The organism is Acidovorax sp. (assembly GCF_046341535.1).
In the GTDB taxonomy this organism is placed as follows: Bacteria; Pseudomonadota; Gammaproteobacteria; order Burkholderiales; family Burkholderiaceae_C; genus Acidovorax.
The window spans coordinates 1-22963 of record NZ_JBKDRI010000114.1 but is presented as its reverse complement, the minus strand read 5'-3'; the positions used below and the strand labels follow the sequence as shown (position 1 = coordinate 22963).

Sequence of the window (22963 nt, the reverse complement as noted above, 5' to 3'; positions counted from 1 at the left end):
TGGCGGTGCATCGCACAGGCCCGGCCGATGGCAGCAAGAGTGATGCCAATGCGCCTGCCTGCGCCCTCAGCGCTCAGGTTGTGGTGGCAGTGACAAACGATGGCGGCGGGGGCGAGCCTGCCGACAAGGTCATCACCTCGTAGCCGGTCTCGGTGACCAGCACGGTGTGCTCCCACTGGGCCGACAGGCTGTGATCCTTGGTCACGATGGTCCAGCCGTCGTTGCCGAATTCTTTCACCTCGCGCCGACCGGCGTTGATCATGGGCTCGATCGTGAAGACCATGCCGGGTACCAGCTCTTGCAGCGTGCCCGGGCGGCCATAGTGCAGCACCTGAGGTTCTTCGTGGAACTTCTTGCCGATGCCGTGGCCGCAGTACTCACGCACCACGGAAAAACGGTGGCCTTCGGCAAATGTCTGGATGGCGTGGCCGATGTCACCCAGCCGAGCGCCGGGTTTGACCTGCACGATGCCGTGCCACATGGCCTCAAACGTGATGGCCGATAGCCGCTTGGCGGCAATGGAGCATTCGCCGATCAGGTACATGCGGCTGTTGTCGCCGTACCAGCCGTCCTTGGTGATCACGGTGACGTCCACGTTCACGATGTCGCCCTTTTTCAGGGGCTTGTCGTTGGGAATGCCGTGGCAAACCACATGATTGACCGATGTGCACAGCGAGGCCGGGTAGGGCGGATAGCCGGGCGGCTGGTAGCCCACGGTGGCCGAAATAGTGCCCTGCTGGGCCATGCACTCGGCGCCCAGGCGGTCGATTTCCCTGGTGGTGATGCCGGGCTTGATGTGCGGCGCGATGTAGTCCAGTACTTCGGAGGCAAGGCGGCAGGCAAGGCGCATGTCCTCGATATCTGCGGCGCTTTTGATGGTGATGCTCATGCCCCCAATTATCCCATCGGGTTTTGATCGGCGTGGCGTAGCGGCTGTGGGCCTGTGCCCTCCCGGTAAAATGCCGGGCTCCCATCTCTGGCGCGCGGGCCTTGGCTCGGCGATGGAGGCGGGCAGCCTCCTGTACCCCTTACTCCCCACCAGGCCGCTACCGTGACCTTGCACATGACCACGCTGGAGGGCGGCAACGCTCTCAGCTCTTTCCGCGCCCAACAACTGCAGCCTGCCCTCGAGGCGATTCACCCCAAGATCACGGGCATCGCAGCGCGCTTTGTGCACCTGGTGGCCACCGACGCAGCGCCTTCGGCCGACGAGCGCAGCCGCCTGGCCGCGCTGCTGACCTATGGCGACCCGTACACAGGTCCTCACGACGGCGTTGCCCTGCTGGTCACGCCCCGTCTGGGCACGCTCTCGCCCTGGGCCTCCAAGGCCACCGACATCGCCCGCAACTGCGGCATCGCCATCCGCCGGGTCGAGCGCATTACCGAATACCGCATCAGCCTCAAATCGGGTCTGCTGGGCAGGGCGTCTGAGCTCAACGCCGAGCAACTGGCCGAGGTATCGGCCCTGCTGCACGACCGGATGACCGAGTCCGTGGTGGCCGACCGCAGCGCCGCCGCGGCGCTGTTCACCGAACTGCAGCCTGCGCCCATGGAGCATGTGGACGTGCTGGCGGGCGGACGTGCGGCGCTGCAAGCCGCAAACACCCGCTTTGGCCTGGCGTTGGCCGACGACGAAATCGACTACCTGGTCACTGCGTTCACGGGCCTCCAGCGCAACCCCACCGATGTGGAGCTGATGATGTTCGCGCAGGCCAACAGCGAGCATTGCCGCCACAAGATCTTCAACGCCCAGTTCACCATTGACGGTGTGGCGCAGGACAAGAGCCTGTTTGGCATGATCCGCAACACCCACCAGCTGGCGCCCCAGCATACGGTAGTGGCGTATTCGGACAACGCCTCGGTGATGGAAGGCCATCCGGTGGAGCGGTTTGTAGCAAAAATGCCCAGTCGCGCAAGTGATGTAAAGCCTTGCAGCTATCAAAAAAGTAGCGTTGTCCAGCATGTCCTGATGAAGGTGGAGACGCACAACCACCCCACGGCCATCTCGCCGTTTCCCGGTGCATCGACCGGCGCGGGCGGTGAAATTCGCGATGAGGGCGCTACGGGCCGCGGCTCCAAGCCCAAGGCGGGCCTGACAGGCTTTACGGTGTCCAAACTTTGGGGCAGTGCCCTGGGCAAGCCTGAGCACATAGCCAGCCCGTTGCAGATCATGGTCGAGGGCCCTCTGGGTGGCGCGGCGTTCAACAACGAATTCGGCCGCCCCAACCTGGCGGGCTACTTTCGCGAGTATGAGCAGGAAGTCGGCGGCGTGCAGCGCGGCTACCACAAGCCCATCATGATCGCGGGCGGTGTCGGGGTGATCGATGCCGAACTCACCAAGAAGATCGAATTCCCGGTGGGCTCGCTGCTGATTCAGCTCGGCGGCCCCGGCATGCGCATCGGCATGGGCGGCAGTGCCGCCAGCTCCATGGCCACCGGCACCAACGCGGCCGAGCTGGACTTTGACTCGGTACAGCGCGGCAACCCCGAGATCGAGCGCCGTGCGCAGGAGGTCATCAACCACTGCTGGGCGCAGGGCAGCCACAACCCCATCCTGGCCATTCACGATGTGGGCGCGGGCGGCCTCTCCAACGCCTTCCCCGAGCTGACCAATGACGCAGGCCGGGGCGCACGCTTCGATCTGCGTGCCGTGCAGCTTGAAGAGTCCGGCATGAGCCCCAAGGAAATCTGGAGCAACGAAAGCCAGGAGCGCTACGTGCTGGCGATTGCGCCCGATTCGCTGCCGCTGTTCCAGGCGTTTTGTGAGCGCGAGCGCTGCCCGTTCGCCGTGATTGGCACGGCCACCGAAGCGCGCCAGCTGGTGCTGCACGACAGCGCCGCCACAGCCGACGACCAGAAGCTGCCCGTGGACATGCCCATGAACGTACTGCTGGGCAAGCCGCCCAAAATGCACCGTGACGTGAAGACCGTGGTGCGCCCATTTGCACCCATGGATCTCACCGGCGTGCCGCTGCAAAAAGCCGTGATCGACGTGCTGGCCCACCCCACGGTGGCCTCCAAGCGCTTTCTCATCACCATTGGTGACCGCACGGTGGGGGGGCTGAGCCACCGCGACCAGATGGTTGGCCCCTGGCAGGTGCCTGTGGCCGATTGCGCGGTGACGCTGGCCGACTACCGGGGCTTTGCAGGCGAGGCCATGAGCATGGGCGAGCGCACGCCGCTGGCGGCCATCAACGCCCCCGCCTCAGGCCGCATGGCCGTGGCAGAGGCCATCACCAATTTGCTGGCCGCACCCATCGAGTTGCCGCGCGTGAAGCTATCGGCCAACTGGATGGCTGCGTGTGGCGAGCCCGGCGAAGACGCTGCGCTGTACGAAACCGTCAAAGCCGTGGGCATGGAGCTGTGCCCCGCATTGGGCGTGTCCATCCCGGTGGGCAAGGACAGCCTGTCCATGCGCACACAGTGGAATGATGGTGCTGACAAAAAGAAGGTCACCTCGCCCGTCAGCCTGATCGTGAGCGCCTTTGCATCGCTGGCCAATGTGCGCGGCACGCTGACCCCCCAGCTCAACGCCACCGAGGCTGACACCACGCTGGTGCTGATTGACCTGGGCAAGGGCCAAAACCGCATGGGCGGCAGCATCCTGGGCCAGACGCTGGACCAAAGCGGCGATCTGGTTCCGGATGTGGACGACCCCCAAGACCTGGTCAACCTGGTCCATGCCGTCAATGCGCTGCGCGCCCAGGGCCGCATCCTGGCCTACCACGACCGCAGCGATGGCGGCTTGCTGGCCACCGTGGCCGAGATGGCGTTTGCAGGCCATGTGGGTGTGTCGCTCAACGTCGATCTGCTGGTGACCGAAGGCGATGGCATCAGCGACAGCCGCGCCGAGGTGGGCGATGCCAAGAACTGGTCAGGCCAGGTCAGCGCCCGCCGCGAAGAGCTCACGCTCAAGGCCCTGTTCAACGAGGAGCTGGGCGTGGTGCTGCAGGTACGCACGGCAGAGCGCAACGACGTGATGCAGACCCTGCGCGAGCATGGCCTGTCCCGATTCAGCCACTTCATTGGCAAGACGCGGCCCGCAACGTCGCCCATCGACGCGGGCAAGGGCGAGCTGCAGATCTGGCGCGATGCCAAGGCCGTGTTCAGCGCGCCGCTGGCCGACCTGCACCAGGTGTGGGATGCGGTGAGCTGGAAGATCTGCCAGCAGCGCGATAACCCCGCCGATGCCGACGCCGAGCATGCTGCAGCGGGCGAATCCACCGACCCCGGCCTGCACGTGCACCTCACGTTCGATGCGGCCGACAACGTGGCCGCGCCGTACCTCCATCTGGCCCGCCCCAAGGTTGCCATCCTGCGCGAGCAGGGCGTGAACTCGCACATCGAGATGGCCTACGCCTTTACCGAAGCGGGCTTTGAGGCATTCGACGTGCACATGACCGACCTGCAAACCGGCCGCGTCAGGTTGGAAGACTTCAAGGGCGTGGTCGCCTGCGGGGGCTTCAGCTACGGCGATACGCTGGGGGCGGGCATTGGCTGGGCGCGTTCCATCACTTTCAATCCCGTGCTGGCCGCGCAGTTTCAGGGGTTTTTTGGCCGCACCGACACCTTTGGCCTGGGTGTGTGCAACGGCTGCCAGATGTTTGCCGAGCTGGCCGACATCATTCCCGGCGCGCAGGACTGGCCGCGCTTTACCACCAACCAGAGCGAGCGTTTCGAGGCGCGCCTGTCGCTGGTGGAAGTGCTCGAATCCCCCAGCCTGTTCCTGCAAGGCATGGCGGGCAGCCGTCTGCCCATTGCGGTGGCGCACGGCGAAGGCTATGCCAACTTCAAGTACCGGGGCAACGCCGACAAGGCCATTGCCGCCATGCGCTTCGTGGACAACCACGGCCGCGCTACCGAGCAGTACCCCTTTAACCCCAACGGCAGCGCGGGCGGCCTCACGGCGGTGACCACGGCTGACGGCCGCTTCACGGCCATGATGCCGCACCCCGAGCGCGTGTTCCGCAACGTGCAGATGAGCTGGACCAGCGAGGACACGGCGCAGTACAGCGGGTGGATGCGCATCTGGCGCAATGCGCGCAAGTGGGTGGGGTGAGCAAGGCATCTCACTGAGGCGCTGCGCGCCTTCCCCCTTCTCTCGAATCGCTGGCGCGATTCGGGAAGGGCGACGCAGCCCTCGCTGCGGGGTGGCCCTTGTTTGGCTACTCTGGCTTTGGGGTCTCGCGCTTTCGACGGCTGCGGTAGGGCGCTTGCGCGCATCGGAAGGCGTGCTGAGAAGGCCGGAAGGGCACGCATTGCAGACCGATTTCAACGGGGCTTCGGCCCCGTTTTTCGTGCGGCGTTGTATGGCGCGTTGCTATAGTCGGCGCTCTCACCCAACTCAAGGACTTCTCATGGCCGCTGGCAGCTTGCTTGCCCTCTTGGACGATATCGCCACCATTCTCGATGACGTCGCCCTGATGACCAAGGTGGCGTCCAAAAAAGGCATAGCCATGGCAGACGATGTGTCGGCCATGACCAAGGTGGCGGCGCAAAAGACGGCGGGGGTGCTGGGCGACGACCTGGCGCTCAATGCCCAGCAGGTGACCGGCGTGCGGGCCGAGCGGGAGATTCCCGTGGTGTGGACCGTTGCCAAGGGCTCGGCCATCAACAAGGTGATCCTGGTGCCGGCCGCCTTGCTGATCAGCGCCTTTGCGCCGTGGGCAGTGACGCCGTTGCTGATGTTCGGCGGCGCGTTTCTATGTTTCGAGGGTTTTGAGAAGGTGAGCCACAAGCTGTTGCACACGCCCAAGGAAGATGAGGCGGAGCACGACATCCGCATGCGCGCCAACGCGAATCCGGCGGTGGATCTGGTTGCGATGGAGAAGGACAAGATCCGGGGGGCGGTACGCACCGACTTCATCCTCTCGGCAGAGATCATCGCCATCACGCTGGGTACCGTGGCTGCAGCGCCGTTTGCCCAGCAGGTGATGGTGCTGTCGGGCATTGCCATCATCATGACGATCGGTGTTTACGGCCTGGTGGCGGGCATCGTCAAGCTCGACGACCTGGGCCTTTGGCTGACCAGCAAGGCCAGCACTGCCCTGCAGGCCTTGGGTTTTGGAATTCTGCGCGTGGCTCCGTGGCTGATGAAAGGTCTGTCCGTCGCAGGCACTGCCGCCATGTTCCTGGTGGGCGGCGGTATCCTGGTCCACGGCGTGTCTGCGCTGCACCATGCGGTAGAGGCTGCCGGGCAGGCTGCCTCCACCTGGCCGGTGGGCTGGCTGTGGAATGTGCTGGTGCCCAACCTGCTCAATGCATTGGTGGGCATCGTGGCGGGTGGCTTGGTTCTGGCAGGCGTGCTGCTGGTCCAGCGCATGCGTGGCAAATCAGCCGCGCACTGAGCCCGCAGCCGGTATATCAGCCGGCAACCGCCAATGCCTTGTGCGGACGCAAGGCCCCGCGGGTGGCGCAGCGCTCAGGGCGGCACTGACGGTTTGCATCTGGCCCGCCCATCGTGCGGGTGGTTTGCTATAGAAAATATAGCTACAAAGCATTGCGCATCGCGCGTAACCGGCCTGAAATGCTTTGGAAATCGCCGCAAAGCCTTTCCTGCGTTTGCGCGCGGGCGTCACCGCCGGTACAGCCAGACGCCAGCGGGTCGTTTGCTAGTGTGGTGTTCGACGCTATCTGGAACATAAAACTGCGCCTTTTATGCCCTGGCTGCGTTGCAAATCCGCGCGATACCACAGGGTATCGCTGTGGTTTGCGCCTTGCCAGGGCCCAAAACGCATCAGTTTTATTTGTTCCATCAAGCATCAAACACCACACTAGCGACGCGGCAGCGAAAGCCGCGCCGCCGTCACCGCCCGCACACGGCAGCCCTCCGTCAGGACACCTTGGGCGGACGTGTGCGATAAAAGCGCACCGGCGCTGCCTGCGCCGCTTGTGCCTGCTGGTGGAGCACCGATTTTTTCATGCGGCCCACCACATGCATCTCGCAGGGCTTGCAGTCAAAGCGCAGCGTCAACTTCTCTTTGCCGTTGATGAGCATCAGCGGCTCGGCCTTGATGGTCCCCTGAACACCCGTCACGCCCTTGGCCTGCTTGGGGCACAGGCTCATGGAAAAGCGCACGCAGTGCTTGGTGATCATGAGGCTGACCTCGCCTTCTTCTTCGTGCGCCTCGTAGGCTGCTGCGACCACCTTCACGCCATGGCGCACATAAAAGTCGTGCGCCTTGTGGTTGAGCACATTGCCCAGAAACGACAGGGAGTCCTCGGGGTAGGGTACCGGCGGCTGCACCGGCACAGCGCGCGGCAGGCGCGCAAAGTTGCGCTCGCGGCAGGCCAGCAGGTCAGCCACGGCGTCGCGGCGCAGCGCGTTGAGCACCGAGGCAGGCACAAACCACGGCTGCGACCACTGCACGGCTATGTCATGCACCGCAAAGACGGTCGTGCCAAAGCGGCCCAGCTGCTCGCGCAGGCTGGCCTCGGCCTTGGCGGCGTGGTCGGCTGGCAGGTGCGCGTGTTGCACCTGGGCGCGGCCTGTATTTCCGTCCTCGTCGGTCAAGGTCAGGCTAAAGCCGGTGGACGTTTCGCTCAGGTGCGCCCAGAGGCCGATACGGCGGTCGCTGGATTTTTTCTCCAGCGTCCGCACCCAGTCCATGTCGCGGTTGCGGTTGATTTCGGTGCCCCGGCGCAGGTCCTTGAAGCCCTCCATCGGGTCTTTGGGGTACACGCGCCATTGCGTCAGGCTGCGGTGGGACACCGGCTCAGCCACGTTGATGGCCATGCCCACCAGTTCCCTGTGCAGGTCGTAGTAGCACAGGCCATCGCCGTTGTGCAGCACGGTGGCAGGGTCGCTCACTTCCAGTTCCACAAAATCGGGCCCCACCTTGGTGACCCAGCCGATGGCCTGGCCGGGATTCTTGGGCGTGTCGAACGCGCCAATGTCCTCCTTGCGGCCTGTCACGAAATAGTCTGTGAACTCGCGGTTGAAGTTTTGCAGCGGGTCCGGCGTGAACGTGAAGGTCGTGCGTCCGCTGGAGGATCTGCCCAGCGGGCGTCCCGAGGCCTCGCGCTCTTCAATGATGCTGTCGAGCAGCGTGCGGTAATGGGCGGTGATGTTTTTCACATAGCCCATGTCCTTGTAGCGGCCTTCGATCTTGAAGCTGCGCACGCCTGCGTCGATGAGGGCGCGCAGGTTATCGCTCTGGTTGTTGTCCTTCATCGAGAGCACATGCTTGTCGTGCGCGATGATGCGGCCCTGGGCGTCGGTCACCTGGTAGGGCAGGCGACAGGCCTGGCTGCAGTCGCCACGGTTGGCACTGCGGCCGGTCTGCGCATGGCTGATGTTGCACTGACCGCTGTAGGCCACGCACAGAGCGCCATGGATGAAGAACTCGATGTTGGCCCGGCCGGGCGCATCGACCGGGCCCAGGGCCTTGTGCACGGCGGCGATCTGCTGCACCGTCAGCTCGCGTGCCAGCACGATCTGCGACAGGCCGCAGTCCTGCAAAAAACGCGCCTTCTCCGGCGTGCGAATGTCGGTCTGGGTGCTGGAGTGCAACTGGATGGGCGGCAGGTCGATTTCAAACAGGCCCATGTCCTGGATGATCAGCGCGTCTGCCCCGGCCTCATACACCTGCCATGCCATCTGGCGCGCGGCTTCCAGTTCGTCATCGCGCAGGATGGTGTTGAGCGTGATGAAGATGCGGCTGTTGAAGCGGTGCGCGTGGCGCACCAGGCGCTCAATGTCCCGGATCTCGTTGCCCGCACTTGCGCGCGCGCCGAAGGCGGGGCCACCGATATAGACGGCATCGGCGCCATGGTTGATGGCTTCGATGCCAATGTCTGCATCGCGCGCGGGCGAAAGCAATTCAAGCTGATGGGGCAGGAGTGACATGGGGCACGATTATTTCAGGTTCGTCGCGCCTTCACTGGCCCCACCGTCAACAGCCTCCATGCCTGGCCACCGCGGCATGCGGCGCAGGGCGGCCCAGGTGGGCGGCCCTGCTGCACAGGTGCAGCATCAAGCCGCTGACGTCTTGAAGACCTGCATGGCTTGCGTCAAGCGCTCGGTTTGCTCGCGCAGGCTTTCGGCTGCCGCGGCACTTTCTTCCACCAAGGCGGAGTTTTGTTGGGTCATTTGGTCCAACTGCACAACTGCGCCGCTCACCTCTGCAATGGACGCGCTTTGCGTCGAGGAGGCCGCAGCGATTCCCACCACGATGTCCGCCACCTGACGAATGGCCAGCACGACGCGCTGCATGGTGTCGCCAGCGGCCTGAACCCGCCGTTCACCCTGGCCTACTTGCTCCACCGAGGTGCCGATCAATGCGGCAATTTCCTTGGCCGCGCTGGCCGAGCGCTGCGCGAGCACGCGCACCTCGCCCGCCACCACGGCGAATCCGCGGCCCTGTTCCCCCGCGCGTGCGGCTTCAACGGCCGCATTGAGCGCCAGGATGTTGGTCTGAAAAGCCAGGTTATTGATGACGGCGATGATGTCGGTGATCTTGTCTGAGGCCTGCTTGATGCCGCTCATGGTGCTCACCACTTCGCCCATCACGCGCCCCCCGTCTTCCGCCACCTGGGTGGCCTCCTGCGCCAGCTTTTTGGCCTGGTTGGCCGCGCTTGCGTTTTGCTGCACGGTCTCGGTCAGGTGCACCAAGTTGGTGGCGGTCGTCTGCAGATTGCCAGACTGATGCTCGGTGCGAACACTCAGGTCATGGTTTCCCTGGGCAATCTCATTGGAAGCCGTCGAAATTTCCGAGATGCTGTCTTGAACCCCCGATACCGTCACCTCCAAGCTGTGTTGCATGTTGCGCAAGGCTCCAAGCAGCTCAGCCATTTCGTCGCGGCCGCGCACGTCGATCTGTTCATACAAAACACCATCGGCAATACTTTGCGCTGCACGCTGCCCCTCCCGCAGCGGGGTCACCACGCTCAAGGTGGTCGCCCATCCCAACACAGCGGCCAGCGCCAACGCCAGCAGCACGATCACCGCGCCTGCTCTGAGCAAGTGTTGGTAGCGTGTCTCGAGTTGGACCTTGGCGGTGTTGGCTTGCTGAGCAACCGCCTGCCCAATCTGGTTCATGGCATTGCTGGCTGCCTCCACGTCGGCATTCACTGCACGCATCAGCCGGTTGGCTGCCATGGCGTTGTCCAGCGCCCCCATTTCCACTTGGGTCAAGATGCCGGTAAAGCGCGTTTGATAGCCCTTGATTCTTTGCTTGATGTCATCGAGCTGTACCTCAGCGTCCAGGCCCGCAAGCATGGTGCCCAAGTTTTGCAAGCCTTCATTAAGTTCTTTTTGTTCGGCCTGCCAGCTGGCTTTGGCTTTACCCACGGAGACGTTGTCGCCCAGGAAAAGAATCACGTCTTTCTCAAAGGCACGGCTGCGCGCCAGGCTCAGGCTCACCTGTGCCACCTGTTGCGACAGGCTGAGTTTGGTGTCCACAAAACTGACCGCCTCGTTGCGGGTGGACGAGGTTCCCCAGTAACCCACAGCCGCCACCAGCAGGAACAGCAGCAAGATGATGCCAAGAACCATGCCCAGCCGCTGCGCCATTTTCAGTCGAGTCAGCAAAGACCACCATGGGTTCACGGGCGCACTGCGTGAATACAAAGTAGAGCTTTTCATCATGGCCTGGTGTCTCTTTCCTTGGGTTGAGTGCGAAATTTGATGACGCGCCGGGTCATACGAATGTCAATCGCTGGGCCACACCTCGGCCAACGCCTTACGACACGCTGCAACCAGTACATCGTCGCGGCGTGTTGTCTTGAAGATAAAAGACAAGGGACAGTCTTGCACGGTCCCGGGCCAAATGCTCACTTCGCCCCGGTGTTGTGCCTCGCGGGCCAGGTCGTCGCGCATCGTGGCCAGCCCCACGCCGTTGCGCACCAGGCTCACCATCGACGCTTCCTGATCGGCTTCCACCACCGGCGACACACTCAGGCCCCTTTCTGCAAACATGGTGTGCACCAAGCGGTGTTGCGAGCTGTGGCTGGGTGTGCCGATCCAGGGCATGGCGGCAATCGCGGCCCAATCTGCCTGCTCAAGACGTTCCTTCCAATGCGGCGGGCCAATCACCACATACTGCAACGTGCGCATGGGCAGGCTGGTCACGTCTGGGTCGAGCACAGGGCCCAGGTAAAAACCGCAGTGCAGGTCCCCGGAACACACCCGCTCTAGCACCCAGCCTGAAATGCCGTGCTGCAGGCGCGCTTGCACCTTGGGGAAGTAGGCCAAAAGCGCCCCGAGGAAAGAGCCCAGTCTGAGCGTGTCGGGGTCGATGATCGTGCCAATGACCACATCGCCTGCCACCTCGCCGCGAAGCCCCCGTGCGTGGTTGACCAGCTCCATGGCATCGAACAAGGTGCGCTCCGCCAGGGGAAACAACGCGCGGCCTTCCTTGGTGAGCACCATGCCAGTGGGTTGGCGCTCAAACAGCAGCACGCCGAGTTCCTGCTCCAGGGCTTTGACCTGCTTGGACACGGCAGGCTGCGTCAGGTGCAACTGCTCTGCGGCACGCGTGAGGTGCCCCACACGGGCCACAGCCAAAAAGGTACGCAGTTGATAGATTTCCATAGTGTCAGACGCCAATCAAGTTACCCGACCAGCCTGCCCTGGCGCGTGAGCACGGTTAAATCCGTATAGCGCATGCCGTTGCGTGTCTGGGGGTCGATTTGCATGCGTAAACCGCCAAAGTCTATGGCAGGCAGGTTCATCAGTGCGTTGCTCACTTGCACCTCGGCCGGGGAATCGGGCGCTCGTTTGAGGGCTTCGACCAGCACCCGCGCATACACATAGCCTTCCAGGCTGAAGTAATTGGGCTCAGGCGCGTTGGGCAGCCTGGCCAGCGCGCGGCGGTACTCCCGAACCAGGTTGGTTTTATCCGAATAGGGAAAGGGGTAGACCTGCGAAAACCCAATGCCTGCCGCCACGTTAACCCCGCAGCGCTTGACCACCGCCGCAGGGTCCACCACCGACATGCAAAAGATCCTGCTGGCCTGGTTCAGCGGCCGAAACGCTTTGATGAAGGCATAGACCGGGTCGCCCACCGCCACTAAAATGACGGCCTTCGCACCGGCGGCGGCCAGTTGTTTGGCGGCCGCATTCAATGAGGCATCGACCTTGTCCGGGGCCTTGTCGTAGGGCACTTTGGCCAAGAGTTTGCTGCCGTTGGCAACAGCAGCCTGTTCAATGGCCTCCAAACCGGTGCGACCGAAAGCATCGTCCGCGTACAGCACCGCCACGGTGTCCAGGATCATGCGCTGTATCTGGCCCACCAGTTCGGCCAGTTCGCGCTCATACGAGGTACGCAAATTCAGCAAGCCTGCCGCGCCTTGCACTTCTTTGGCCCCGGTCAAAGTGCCCACCAGGGTGACGCCGTGTTTGACCAGCAGCTCGGATTTGATCAAGGCCATGGTGTTAGCAGTGCCCCGGTAGGCGATCAAGGCCGCGGGCCGCTCTTGAACAATCAGCTCACGGGTCAGATTGACGGTTTCTTCGGGCAGGTAGCGGTCATCCTTGCTGACCAGCTTCACGGTCTGGCCGCGGATGCCACCAGCGGTATTCACCGCCAAAAAACAGGCCTCCACACCGGCCTTGAGGCCCTGCCCCAAATCAGCCCCATTGCTGCCCGACAGAGAAGCGACCTGGCCGACCACGATTTCTTTGCCCGTAGCAAAGCCCGTCGCAGACCATGGAGCCAGCGCCAATCCGGACAGGCCCCCGATCAAATGGCGGCGGTTGAGGTGTGCTTGAGATGTCGTCATGGTCATTTATCCCCTTGAGTGGTCATTGAGAACCCATGCGGCTTTGCTGCAGGAGGGCTTGTGATTCATCCCCTCCAGTCAGCAACGTCACAGTCGGCTGGCAACTACCCCAAATCGCATCGCGCCCCAATGTTTGCCGTTCACCTTGATGGGAAACGACAGATCTGACACCACATCGCCGTTGTCGCGCAGGTAGGTCACCAGCAGGTAGTGGTCGGTGCGGTTGTTCACCGCTTTTTGTGAGGCCGCGTCCGTCATCTTGCGTTTGTCGCGGCTGTACTTGAGGTCTCGCTCATCGTCGCCGGTGACCGGCTGCGAATAGATGGCGTTGTGGGCGGGTACGTATCCGTTCACGTCCAGGGCATTGCAGTAAAACAAAATTCCGATATCAGCCACGATCTGGTCGTAAAACGGCGTCATGACGCGAGCAAACTCGGTGTCGTATCGGGTTTTGTACTTGGGCGGGTTGGTTCGCGGAACGTCCTGGTATTGCAGGTCAAAAATATCCACGCCACGCGCGTGCAAGTCGTGTAACTTTTTCAGCGCCTGTCGGTGGTAGCGCACGGCTTTTTGGATGACCTTGTCGAACTTGTCGCCAATGGACACCCTGACCGCGGTGGACTGCACCGACTCCGCCCGATCTGATAGCAGTACTACCTCCTGCACCGCTGCTTCGCTGTCGGCATCGATTTGCTGGCTCAGCAAACCGATCTGATTGACGATGGTGCTGGACTCCTGCGCTGCCATCGCCACTGCGTGTACCGATTCACTGATGTCAGCGGCGGCGATCTGGATCGCCTGAAAGTGCTCCACCTGCTGCGCCACGTTGCCTGCCACCTGCGTCACGGAATGGTCAGCCTCGTGCACGCCTGCAAGCATGCTCACCATTTTTTGGTTGGTGATCGTCATGGTCTTCAAGACCTGACTCACGGTTTCGTCAATGGACAGCACAGACTGGTTGACTTGCTCGGCCAGCTTCTTGATTTCGCTGGCCACCACGGCAAACCCTCGGCCCGCCGAACCCGCCCGGGCGGCTTCGATGGAAGCGTTGACTGCCAGCAGGCTGGTTTGCCGCGCCACATCAGAAATCAGACGCATCACATCTTCAATCTTTTGGGTTTGCTGCTGCAGGTTATTGATTTCAGAGGCTGCGCCGTCGATCTGTGTCCGGATCTGGCGCATGGAGCGGGACGTGGCCGTGAGCTGATCCGACGTGGCTTGGCTGGTTTGCAGATGCTCGGTGCTCAAGCGCGATATGAGATCGCTTTGTTGAAGCACGCCGTCGATCAGCGAGGACACGTGGCGCTGGTGTTCGGCCACCGCCTGCGAAAGCGCCAATTGCTGCTTGGCTGATTCTGCCGTGGCGCGTATTGACTTGACCAGCAGCGCGCATTTGACGGCCATCCAGATGACCGCCGAGCGCACCAACCCAATCACATGCTTGAGCGCGCTGCCTGAACCGAGGCGACGGAGTACGACAGCCCAGATGCTGGCACCGCTGCGGTGTACTCCTGCGGATGGAACCGTTGGCTTCATATCAATGAGGTGATGGAGCCGGGTCGGTGATCAGTCGTCACCGATGGTGGCTGCAAGGTGAGCCTGATGAACCGCCGTGGAGGCTGTGGTGCCCGACTCCTGACGCACCAGGGGTGTGACCAACCGCAGCATGTTGGTAGCGCCCGGAGTACCAAAGGGCATGCCCGCCACGATGGCGATGGCGCGCTCCTGTGTGTTGGCGCAGAGCTTGCTGACGGCGCTTGTGGCCAAGGCCACCATGTCGTCCACATCGACCGCGTCACGCGAGACCACAGGCCGCACTCCCCAGACCAAAGCCAAACGGCGTGCCGTGTCGGGGTTGGGGGTGAGGCCGATCAAGGGCGTTGGCGGCCGTTCGTGGGCCACACGCAAGGCACTCGCGCCCGACGATGTGTAGGTGACGGTGGCCGACAAGGGAACGGTTTGCGCAACGACACGCACTGCCGCACCAATCGCATCGGTGGCATTGGCCTGGGTGCGCGCGGTGACCGAAGCCATCAGGCGCTGTTGACGGGGGTCGCTTTCCACCCGCTCGATGATGCGGGCCATCATGCTCACGGCCTCCATGGGGTACTTGCCCGACGCGGATTCGGCCGACAACATCACTGCATCGACCCCGTCATACACCGCTGTGGCGACGTCGGATGCCTCTGCCCGAGTGGGCGACGGGCTTTCGATCATGGACTCGAGCATTTGGGTGGCCACGATGACGGGCTTGCCCATCTCGCGGGCCAGTTGGGCGATGCGGCGCTGCACGCCAGGGACATCCTCTGGCGGGAGTTCCACACCCAGGTCACCCCGCGCGATCATCACGGCGTCGGACGATTCGAGAATGGCCTCCAGGTGCTCCACCGCCGACGGCTTCTCGATTTTGGAGATGATTCCGGCGCGCCCTTGCACCAGGTCGCGCAGGCTCATCACATCAGCTGCTGTCTGCACGAAACTGAGGGCAATCCAGTCGACCCCCAAGGCCAGCCCGAAGGCCAGGTCTTGCAGGTCTTTGGGCGTGAGCGCCGCCATGGGCAAAACGGTATCGGGCAGGTTCAATCCCTTGCGTGACTGAAGCCGCCCGGCGACTTCGCTGCGCACAAGTACCCGGTCGCCGGTGGTTGCCAGCACGGTGAACCGCAGCTTGCCGTCGTCCACCAACAGCTGGTTGCCCACCGCCAGCGAGCGAATCACTTCCTCGTGCGGCACGGGCACCGGGTCTTGGGGCTGCGCTTGCTCGCGTCCAAAAACCAGGTCGAGTTGGCTGCCCTGTTGTAGTTCGATCGGGGCTGCCAGAAGACCCACGCGCAGCTTGGGGCCTTGCAGGTCGAGCAGGGCGCCAAGGGGGCGATCGACCGCCTTTTCCGCATCCCGTATCCATTCCAGACGCTGCTGGTGATCCGCGTGCGTGCCGTGGCTGAAGTTGAGGCGAAACACATCCACCCCCGCGTCTGCCAGCGCCACCACATCGGCCAAACCGTGACTGGCCGGGCCCAAGGTGGCAACGATCTTGGTGCCGCGCCAGGGCCGTGGCGGGTGGCGCACGGCCACGTCTTTGGTCGGGGGTGCAAAGGTGTGAGCATTCAGCATGGGGACACCTCAGGTGATGAGCAAGGCGCGGAAGTCGTTGACATTGGTGCGGGTAGGGCCTGTGGTGATCAAATCGCCCAAGGCCGACAGGAAGGCATAGGCGTCGTTGTTATCTAGCAAGGCCTGGGGATCAAGCCCCAGCTTGTCGGCGCGGCAAAGCGAGTCAGGATCGATGAGGCCCCCTGCGTTGTCTTCCACGCCGTCAATGCCGTCGGTGTCGCACGCGATTGCGTGAATGCCTTCTTGGCCTTGCAGCGCCAAAGCCAGCGACAGCAAGAACTCGCTATTGCGTCCCCCACGGCCGTTGCCTTTTACGGTGACGGTGGTCTCCCCGCCAGAAATCACGAGCCGAGGGCGGCCGCTTGGATCGCCGGCTTCGCGCAGGCCCTTGGCCAGAGCGGCTTGTGACGCAGCGACCTCGCGCGATTCACCTTCCACCGCACCGCCCAAGTTGACGACCGCAAAGCCTTGCTGCCGCGCGTGGGCCGAAGCCGCGTTCAGCGCCATTTCTGAGGTGGCAATGACCTGCACCTGGCGAGGCCCATGACCGCGATGGGTTGCCAGTGCAGGGCGGTTCAACACGTCCAAAACAGCGGGCGACACGGCTATTTTGTGGCGCTTCAGGATGTCGAGTGCGTCCAGCGGGCTGCTTTGGTCTGCGATGGTGGGACCCGAGGCAACGACCGCGGGGTCATCGCCCGGAACATCGGAAATCACCAGCGTGTGCACTGCCGCTGCGCCGCAGGCCTGGGCCAGTCGGCCCCCTTTGATGCTGGACAGGTGGCGGCGCACCGTGTTCATCTCGCTGATGTTGGCACCGCAGCGCAGCAAGGCCACATTGACAGCGCGCAGTTCGGCCATCGACAAACCTTCTGCGGGCAAGGTGATCAGCGACGAGCCGCCGCCCGACATGAGGGCCAGAACCAAGTCGTCGGGCCCTGCCTGGCGGGACAGGGCCAGCATTTGCTGCGCAGCGGCCGCACCCGCGTCGTCGGGCACCGGGTGACCGGACTCGACGATTTTGATGTGCTTGCAAGGTTCGCTATGGCCATAGCGTGTGACCACCAGCCCCGACAGCGGGCCATTCCAGACAGCTTCGACCGCGCGGGCCATGCGGGCCGAGGCCTTGCCCGCGCCGAGCACCAGGGTGCGGCCCTTGGGTCGCGGGGGCAAAAAGCCGGGCACGCACTGCAGCGGATCCACCGCGGCCAGTGCCGTGTCGAACAAGGAGCGCAATACGATCCTTGGCGCCATCTCAATCGGAGGCGTTGTGAGCAGGGCACTCATGGGGCTATCTCCGCGCAGGTTCGAATCGATCAGTGCCAACGGACTCACTTCGGCATTCCGTACACCAGGTCGCGCAGAAAGAGCGAGATGGGCGGGAAGTACGTGATGAGCATCAGGCAGAAGATGATCACGCCCACAAAAGGCAGCAGCGAAGTGATCATGCGGTCCAGCGAAATCTTGGCCACGGCGCAGGCAGCAAACAGGTTCACACCAAACGGTGGCGTGATCATCCCGAGCGCCAGGTTGACCACCATGATCATCCCGAAGTGCACCGGGTCGATGCCGAAGTGAATCGCAATCGGCACGAGGATGGGGGCCAAAATGATGATGGAGGCCGAGGTTTCAATGAACATGCCGATGATGAACAGCGCCACGTTCACGCCGAGCAGGAACCACACAGGGGTTTGCAGCACTTCGGCCAACCATGCACCCAGCGCATCCGGGATGCCCGCACGGCTGATGAGGAAGGAGAACAGGCCAGCGCATGCAATGATGAACATGATCACCGCAGACGAAATCACCGACTTTTTGAACGCGGCGTACACGGTGGCGAGGTTCATCTCGCGGTAGATGAACAAACCAACGATCAGCGCATAGCCCACGGCCACCACCGAAGCTTCGGTGGGCGTGAAAATACCGCCGTAAATGCCGCCCAGAATGATCACGGGCATCAGCAAGGCAAGCGTGGCTTTCTGCGTGGCATCGACAAAGGACAGGCGTCCGTCGCCATCGTTCTTGCCCAGGCCTTTGATCTTGCAGTAGATATAAACAAAAATCAGCAGGCCAATGGAGATCAAAATGCCGGGGCCAAAGCCAGCGATGAACAGCTCGCCGATGGACACCTCGGCGGACACACCGTACAAGATCATCGGGATCGACGGTGGAATGATCACGCCCAGCTCTGCCGATGTGGCCTGGATCGACGCGGCCACTGGGGTGGGGTAGCCGTGCTTGACCATGGCCGGAATCAAGATGGCGCCGATGGCAAACGTAGTGGCCACCGACGAACCCGACACGGCGGCAAAAATCATGCAGGTGAGCACGCAGGTCATCGGCAAGCCGCCTTGCACGCCGCCGACAATGGACTTGGCAAAGTCCACCAGGCGGCGCGAGATGCCGCCGGTTTCCATCAGGTTGCCCGCCAGGATGAAAAAGGGAATCGCAGCCAGCGGGTATTTGTCGATCGCGATGAACAGCTGCTGCGGAATGACGATCATCGACAGATCGGGCGTTCCAATGACAGCCACCACACTGGCCAGTCCAATCGAAACAGCGACGGATACGCTGAATGCAAACAGCACCAGCATCGCGGTGAGCATGAGTGAGCCCATGACAGTTCCTTAAAGAGCGTGCTTTGCCAACGCGCCGCCGGGGCACGGAGAACACGCGGAAATTCGAGAGCCAGCGTGGGGTGCGCTGGCGGTGGATCAAAGCGCGGTGTCGAGTTCGTTGCGCAGAGGATCAAACAAGTGGGCCAGCACGGCGATTACCGCAAACAAAGCCCCGACAGGAATCGCCAGGTAAGCCCAGGCCATGGAGATTTCCAGGCCCGCCACGTTTTGGAAACGGATGCGCCAGGCGATGAAAAAGCCCCAATAAATCATGACTCCCAGCAGCGACAACGTCACTGTGGCAATGAGCCAGTCCAGCTTTTTGCGCCACACCGGCGGCAACTTGCGGTGCATCAAATCCACAGACACCATGGCGCCATTACGCAATGCCACACCCGCACCCATGTAGACCATCCAGATCAGGGCAAAGCGCGTGAGCACTTCGGTCCAGTCTGAAGGCGTGCTCATGATGAAGCGGGCAAACACCTGAAACAGGCCGCAGGCCACCGCCACCACCAGCATGAAGACCGAGGTGTTGATGGCAAAGCCTGTGGTGCGCCGGTCAAAAGCGATCAGGGCGCTTACCCAGCCCTCTGGGGCGGGTTTTGGGGTTACGGCAATGGAGCTCATGGTGACTCTCGAATCAAAAGCGAAGTCTTACTTCACATCGCGAATACGCTGGATATTCGCTTCGCCGAAACGTTTGGCGTACTCCGCGTAGGCAGGGGCCAGGGCGGCCTGGAACTTGGACTTGTCCACATCAGTGACCACATTCACGCCCATGGCCTTGAGCTCGGCGACGCCAGACGACTCCACCTCGTTAACTCGCTTACGCATCGCCTGGGCGCCGAACTTCGCTGCGTCTTGCAGGGCCTTTTTATCGGCTGCCGAAAGACCGTTGACCATTTGCATAGAGGCCAGAATCAGAGCAGGTGAATACACATGGCCAGTGAGGGAAAGGTTCTTTTGCACCTGGCCGAACTTGGACGATGTGATCACCGGAATGGGGTTCTCCTGGCCATCGACCGTGCCTTGTTGCAAGGCGGTGAACAGCTCTGTGAACGCCATTGGCGCGGGCGATGCGCCCAGGGCGCGGAAGGCCGTCATGTGCACCTGGTTTTCCATGGTGCGCAGCTTCAGGCCTTTCATGTCCTCGGGGGTGTTCACCGCACGCTTGCTGTTGGTGAGGTGACGGAAACCGTTTTCGGCCCAGGCCAAGGCTACGATGCCTTTGGACGGAAACTTTGCCAGAAGGTCCTGACCAATCGGGCCATCCAGTGTTTTGCGAGCGTGGTCGTAGTCGCGAAACAGGAATGGAATGTCGGTGATCAGGGTTTCGGGCACGAAGTTGCCCACAGGGCCGGTGGAGGTGACCACCAGGTCCAGGGTGCCCAGCTGTACGCTTTCCACCATTTCGCGCTCACCGCCCAGCGCTCCCGAGGGGAAGACCGAAATCTTGTAGCGGTTGTTCGTCAGCTTGGCAAACTCGTCCGCAAAGGCCTGTGCCCCCGTCTGGAAGGCCGAGGTGCTGGACTGGGGATGGCCCAGCTTGAGCGTGGTTTGTGCCAGGGCGCTGGCGGCAGTGGCCGCGAGGGCCAGGGCAGTGAGTAACCGGGATAAACGCATGAAAGTCTCCTTAAGTCTGATCAACACCTCGGCGCTTTACACGCCGACAGGTTGGGACTGTAGGGATGGGGTGAACATCGATCCAATGGTCAATGTTCATGCCGTCATGCGGGGTTGGAATGCTGCATTGCACATGTGTGCGTTGCTGGGGTTAACCCGAGTCGTGCCGCCCTCCATGGGTCCACCCGATCGATGGAGAGGATGGACTGTGACGGGGCTTTGCCAGCGTGCGCGTTGGATGCTGGGGGCTGCTTGCCCTGCGGCATGGATCGGCGCGTTTGGCCGGTGGGGTCGACGGGTCTGAAATCGGGCGATGGCAAGGAGGCACCCATCAGCGGGATCAAGCCCAAGGTGTGCAAGCGCTTTTCGGCCAGCGACGTGGGCCGTAGCGCGCACAGGGCTTTGGCACGCGGGTGCCGCCGCTGCCAGGTGGCCCCTGCGGGGGGTGATCGCGTCAGGCTTTGGCGACGCCGGTGACCGGGTCGTAGACGCGGCCATCAAAGTTGATGATGTTTCCCGTGGCGAGGTCCAGGCGGGTAAGCCGGTAGGTGGTGGCCCCTTTGCCGTCCAGCCCGATGTGGTCGGCGTTGGCATAGGTCAGCCGGTTGTTCTGGGCGACGACGCCGTCTTTGGTCCACTTGTTTTCGGTCAGCCACTCCGTGATGTTGACGCCATAGGGGGCGGCAAGGTCCCCGGTCATCCGCATTCTTGCCAACGTCGGGTCCATGTTGAAGCCCTCTGCGGCCAGCAGATCTTGTGGGTTCTCTTTGTAGTAGGCAGCCGCCTGCGGCGACATGCTGGACAGGTCACTCTTGACCAGTGTGGAGCCGTCTGTGGGAAATTGAGAGAGCTTTCCATTGCGGATCGAGGCGTAATCCGCTGCGAATTCGGGGTGGTTCTTGAAGAACAGGTACCGAGCCACGACGGTGTCTTCCCCGCCGTTCATGATCATGGTGGACATGCGGATGTAGTCCGGCGGCTCGTAGTCGGCTGCAAATGTTTTGCCCAGGCCCTTTTCCCAGGCCTTGAATTCTTCAAGGTTGTTGAACGTGGGTGGCGCGCTGGCAGGCTTGGTGTTGAGGGCCACCGGTGGGCTGGCGGCGCGTTGCGTGCCCTGGGTGAACGCGTTGGCGGTGGCGCTGAACCCGGAGGTCTGCACCGGGGCTGCCGCAGGGGCGTTTTGGGGGGCGGCCGCAGCATCGCCGGTGAGCTGCTCCAGCGTTTTTTTCAGTTCTGTGAGGAAGGTCAGCGGATCCGCCTGGGGGTGGGCCTGTGCGGTTCGCTCAGCCGCACGGGCTGCGAGGGTGCCGGACACTCCGATCGAGGTCAGCAGGTGGGTGGTCTGAGTGATGTCGAGCATGTTGTGACTCCTGGGTTCAGGTCCTCGCGCGGCTGAAGTTGCCCAGCGTTGTGAAACCTTTGGGCCATGATGCGATGCCTGTGAGGTCGCCAATCTGCCGGTGAGGGGCGGAAAAACGGTTCAAATCCACCCATGCCCGGAGACCCGACATGCCTTGGCGGAATCAGAAGCCCAACGAAGACGTTCGGCATGATGTGTGAGACTCCTGCCCTGGGCGCAAGTGCTTGACGTTCATTCCAATCGGTTATTCCATGGCATCTCCTCACGATTTTTGGCCCCACTGCGGATTCAACCTGCTGGAGATCGACCCGCGAGGCTGGCTTGTCCCGACGCCAGCGTACCTGCGGCAGTTTTTGCGACGGCCCGAGCTGGCCTTGGTGCCCGAATCGTGCGCGGCCGAGATCGCTTTGCATGGGTCGCTGGCGGCAGATCCGACGCTGGCCATCTCGGGCGAGGCATTGGCTTTGCTGGCAGATGCCGACGCCCGCGAGAACTATGGCGTCTTCCTGCGCTTTCGTGACGGGCTTTGCGCTGCAGGAACGCTGCAGGCGTATTACCTGCAAATCATGCGCAGCGGGGCGGTCAACATTCCGGCTGTGTTCATGGATGCCATGGTGCAGGCCATGCTGCGCCTGCTGTTGGACGACTGCCATGACGCCATCGAAGCCCGGGCGGCTGAGATGCTGTTTCGACCGCAGCGGGTGACGCTTGAGGCCGGGCGCATGCTGGCGGGCGACCGGGCCACGCTGGACCTGTTCAACGAGACGGCGGGGCTGGGCGACGTGGGCCGCCTGCTGCTGGAAAGTGGCGCGCTGCAGCCGCGCATCGAGCTGCAGGTGCTGGGCAGTGACAACGCGGCCCAGTACTGGCAGGACAGCGAACGCCACCGTTTTCTGCTTGACCTGACGCATGAGCTGACGCAGGACCTGAGCCACGGCTTGACGTTCAAGATGACCCGCGCGCGGTCGGGGCTCAAGGGCCTGGCCCGGGTGCTGGAGCGCTGGGTGGCCCACCTGCTGGGCGTGCAGGTGCAGATCGAGCCGGTGCCGCAGATCACGGACAGCGCCTGGCGCTGGCATGTGGGGCTGGATGCGGAGTCCACCGCCATCCTCAACGACCTGTATGGGGACCGCCCGGTGGATGCCAGCCGCCTTCAGCGCCTGGTGAGCCTGTTTACCCTGACGTTTGCCAACCCGGCCGAAATGCGTGCCGACCTGGCGGGCAAGCGGGTCTACCTTGGGCTGGCAACCACGGCCGACGGCGTGCTGCGCATCAAGCCGCAGAACCTGCTGCTCAACCTGCCACTGTCTCGACCCGCCTGAAATGCTATTGAAAAAATAGCAACCAAGGCATACGCGCCGGGCGTAACCGCCTTTTTTAACCCGCGGATTCACAGACAAAGTGCATCAGATGGCAGTTTAATGGGGGTGATCTCCAGGCCGTAAAACACCTCATGAGGGGTGCGGTATCCCAAGCACTTTCTAGGCCTGTGGTTCAATGCGTAAACCGCATTATTGACCTC

General features: G+C 62.7%; 15 protein-coding genes. 3 read left to right on the top strand and 12 right to left on the bottom strand.

Features of this window, described 5'->3' with window-relative positions; genetic code table 11:
• Nucleotides 1-73 precede the first annotated feature (73 nt).
• The gene (map, locus tag ACK543_RS08090; RefSeq protein WP_409942335.1) at nucleotides 74-889 is read right to left on the bottom strand and encodes a type I methionyl aminopeptidase; all 816 of its coding nucleotides are present in this window, start codon (nucleotides 887-889) and stop codon (nucleotides 74-76) included.
• A gap of 162 nt (nucleotides 890-1051) precedes the next feature.
• Here map and purL point away from each other — a divergent pair, with 162 nt between their 5' ends.
• Nucleotides 1052-5059, top strand: coding sequence for a phosphoribosylformylglycinamidine synthase (gene purL / locus ACK543_RS08085; protein ID WP_409942334.1), 4008 nt, complete (start codon nucleotides 1052-1054; stop codon nucleotides 5057-5059).
• A gap of 298 nt (nucleotides 5060-5357) precedes the next feature.
• Nucleotides 5358-6347, top strand: coding sequence for a DUF808 domain-containing protein (locus ACK543_RS08080; protein WP_409942333.1), 990 nt, complete (start codon nucleotides 5358-5360; stop codon nucleotides 6345-6347).
• 485 nt (nucleotides 6348-6832) lie between these two features.
• Here the strand turns inward: ACK543_RS08080 and ACK543_RS08075 are convergent, their stop codons facing one another.
• The 11 genes from ACK543_RS08075 to ACK543_RS08025 all read right to left on the bottom strand — a co-directional run bounded on the left by ACK543_RS08075 (nucleotide 6833) and on the right by ACK543_RS08025 (nucleotide 21441).
• On the bottom strand, nucleotides 6833-8848 hold the full coding sequence (locus tag ACK543_RS08075; RefSeq protein ID WP_409942332.1) for a peptidase U32 family protein: 2016 nt from the start codon (nucleotides 8846-8848) through the stop codon (nucleotides 6833-6835).
• A 126-nt stretch (nucleotides 8849-8974) separates the two neighbouring features.
• Entirely contained in the window at nucleotides 8975-10585 is a 1611-nt protein-coding gene (locus tag ACK543_RS08070; RefSeq protein ID WP_409942331.1) for a methyl-accepting chemotaxis protein, read from the bottom strand.
• 66 nt (nucleotides 10586-10651) lie between these two features.
• On the bottom strand, nucleotides 10652-11533 hold the full coding sequence (locus ACK543_RS08065; protein ID WP_409942330.1) for a LysR family transcriptional regulator: 882 nt from the start codon (nucleotides 11531-11533) through the stop codon (nucleotides 10652-10654).
• Nucleotides 11534-11553: 20 nt separating this feature from the next.
• Nucleotides 11554-12723, bottom strand: coding sequence for an ABC transporter substrate-binding protein (locus tag ACK543_RS08060; protein ID WP_409942329.1), 1170 nt, complete (start codon nucleotides 12721-12723; stop codon nucleotides 11554-11556).
• Nucleotides 12724-12810: 87 nt separating this feature from the next.
• Nucleotides 12811-14259: a methyl-accepting chemotaxis protein gene (locus ACK543_RS08055; RefSeq protein ID WP_409942328.1), complete on the bottom strand. Its 1449-nt coding sequence runs from the start codon at nucleotides 14257-14259 to the stop codon at nucleotides 12811-12813.
• A gap of 30 nt (nucleotides 14260-14289) precedes the next feature.
• Complete coding sequence (pyk, locus tag ACK543_RS08050) at nucleotides 14290-15837, bottom strand: pyruvate kinase (RefSeq protein WP_409942327.1); 1548 nt, start codon at nucleotides 15835-15837, stop codon at nucleotides 14290-14292.
• A gap of 9 nt (nucleotides 15838-15846) precedes the next feature.
• Entirely contained in the window at nucleotides 15847-17124 is a 1278-nt protein-coding gene (locus tag ACK543_RS08045; protein WP_409942326.1) for a glycerate kinase, read from the bottom strand.
• Nucleotides 17125-17168: 44 nt separating this feature from the next.
• Entirely contained in the window at nucleotides 17169-18455 is a 1287-nt protein-coding gene (locus ACK543_RS08040) for a TRAP transporter large permease (RefSeq protein ID WP_409942325.1), read from the bottom strand.
• 96 nt (nucleotides 18456-18551) lie between these two features.
• Nucleotides 18552-19085: a TRAP transporter small permease gene (locus ACK543_RS08035; protein WP_409942324.1), complete on the bottom strand. Its 534-nt coding sequence runs from the start codon at nucleotides 19083-19085 to the stop codon at nucleotides 18552-18554.
• Between the two features lie 27 nt (nucleotides 19086-19112).
• Nucleotides 19113-20081: a TRAP transporter substrate-binding protein gene (locus tag ACK543_RS08030; protein WP_409942323.1), complete on the bottom strand. Its 969-nt coding sequence runs from the start codon at nucleotides 20079-20081 to the stop codon at nucleotides 19113-19115.
• A gap of 454 nt (nucleotides 20082-20535) precedes the next feature.
• Nucleotides 20536-21441 (bottom strand): hypothetical protein, encoded by a 906-nt coding sequence (locus tag ACK543_RS08025; protein ID WP_409942322.1) that lies wholly within the window; start codon nucleotides 21439-21441, stop codon nucleotides 20536-20538.
• 251 nt (nucleotides 21442-21692) lie between these two features.
• Here ACK543_RS08025 and ACK543_RS08020 point away from each other — a divergent pair, with 251 nt between their 5' ends.
• Entirely contained in the window at nucleotides 21693-22763 is a 1071-nt protein-coding gene (locus ACK543_RS08020; RefSeq protein WP_409942321.1) for a DUF6352 family protein, read from the top strand.
• The last annotated feature ends 200 nt before the right edge of the window (nucleotides 22764-22963 follow it).

What these genes read in the sequence shown, in the direction of transcription:
- map (WP_409942335.1), bottom strand. Translation starts at nt 889, where the DNA reads ATGAGCATCACCATCAAAAGCGCCGCAGATATCGAGGACATGCGCCTT.
- ACK543_RS08080 (WP_409942333.1), top strand. Translation starts at nt 5,358, where the DNA reads ATGGCCGCTGGCAGCTTGCTTGCCCTCTTGGACGATATCGCCACCATT.
- ACK543_RS08075 (WP_409942332.1), bottom strand. Translation starts at nt 8,848, where the DNA reads ATGTCACTCCTGCCCCATCAGCTTGAATTGCTTTCGCCCGCGCGCGAT.
- ACK543_RS08070 (WP_409942331.1), bottom strand. Translation starts at nt 10,585, where the DNA reads ATGAAAAGCTCTACTTTGTATTCACGCAGTGCGCCCGTGAACCCATGG.
- ACK543_RS08065 (WP_409942330.1), bottom strand. Translation starts at nt 11,533, where the DNA reads ATGGAAATCTATCAACTGCGTACCTTTTTGGCTGTGGCCCGTGTGGGG.
- ACK543_RS08060 (WP_409942329.1), bottom strand. Translation starts at nt 12,723, where the DNA reads ATGACGACATCTCAAGCACACCTCAACCGCCGCCATTTGATCGGGGGC.
- ACK543_RS08055 (WP_409942328.1), bottom strand. Translation starts at nt 14,259, where the DNA reads ATGAAGCCAACGGTTCCATCCGCAGGAGTACACCGCAGCGGTGCCAGC.
- pyk (WP_409942327.1), bottom strand. Translation starts at nt 15,837, where the DNA reads ATGCTGAATGCTCACACCTTTGCACCCCCGACCAAAGACGTGGCCGTG.
- ACK543_RS08045 (WP_409942326.1), bottom strand. Translation starts at nt 17,124, where the DNA reads ATGAGTGCCCTGCTCACAACGCCTCCGATTGAGATGGCGCCAAGGATC.
- ACK543_RS08040 (WP_409942325.1), bottom strand. Translation starts at nt 18,455, where the DNA reads ATGGGCTCACTCATGCTCACCGCGATGCTGGTGCTGTTTGCATTCAGC.
- ACK543_RS08035 (WP_409942324.1), bottom strand. Translation starts at nt 19,085, where the DNA reads ATGAGCTCCATTGCCGTAACCCCAAAACCCGCCCCAGAGGGCTGGGTA.
- ACK543_RS08030 (WP_409942323.1), bottom strand. Translation starts at nt 20,081, where the DNA reads ATGCGTTTATCCCGGTTACTCACTGCCCTGGCCCTCGCGGCCACTGCC.
- ACK543_RS08025 (WP_409942322.1), bottom strand. Translation starts at nt 21,441, where the DNA reads ATGCTCGACATCACTCAGACCACCCACCTGCTGACCTCGATCGGAGTG.
- ACK543_RS08020 (WP_409942321.1), top strand. Translation starts at nt 21,693, where the DNA reads ATGGCATCTCCTCACGATTTTTGGCCCCACTGCGGATTCAACCTGCTG.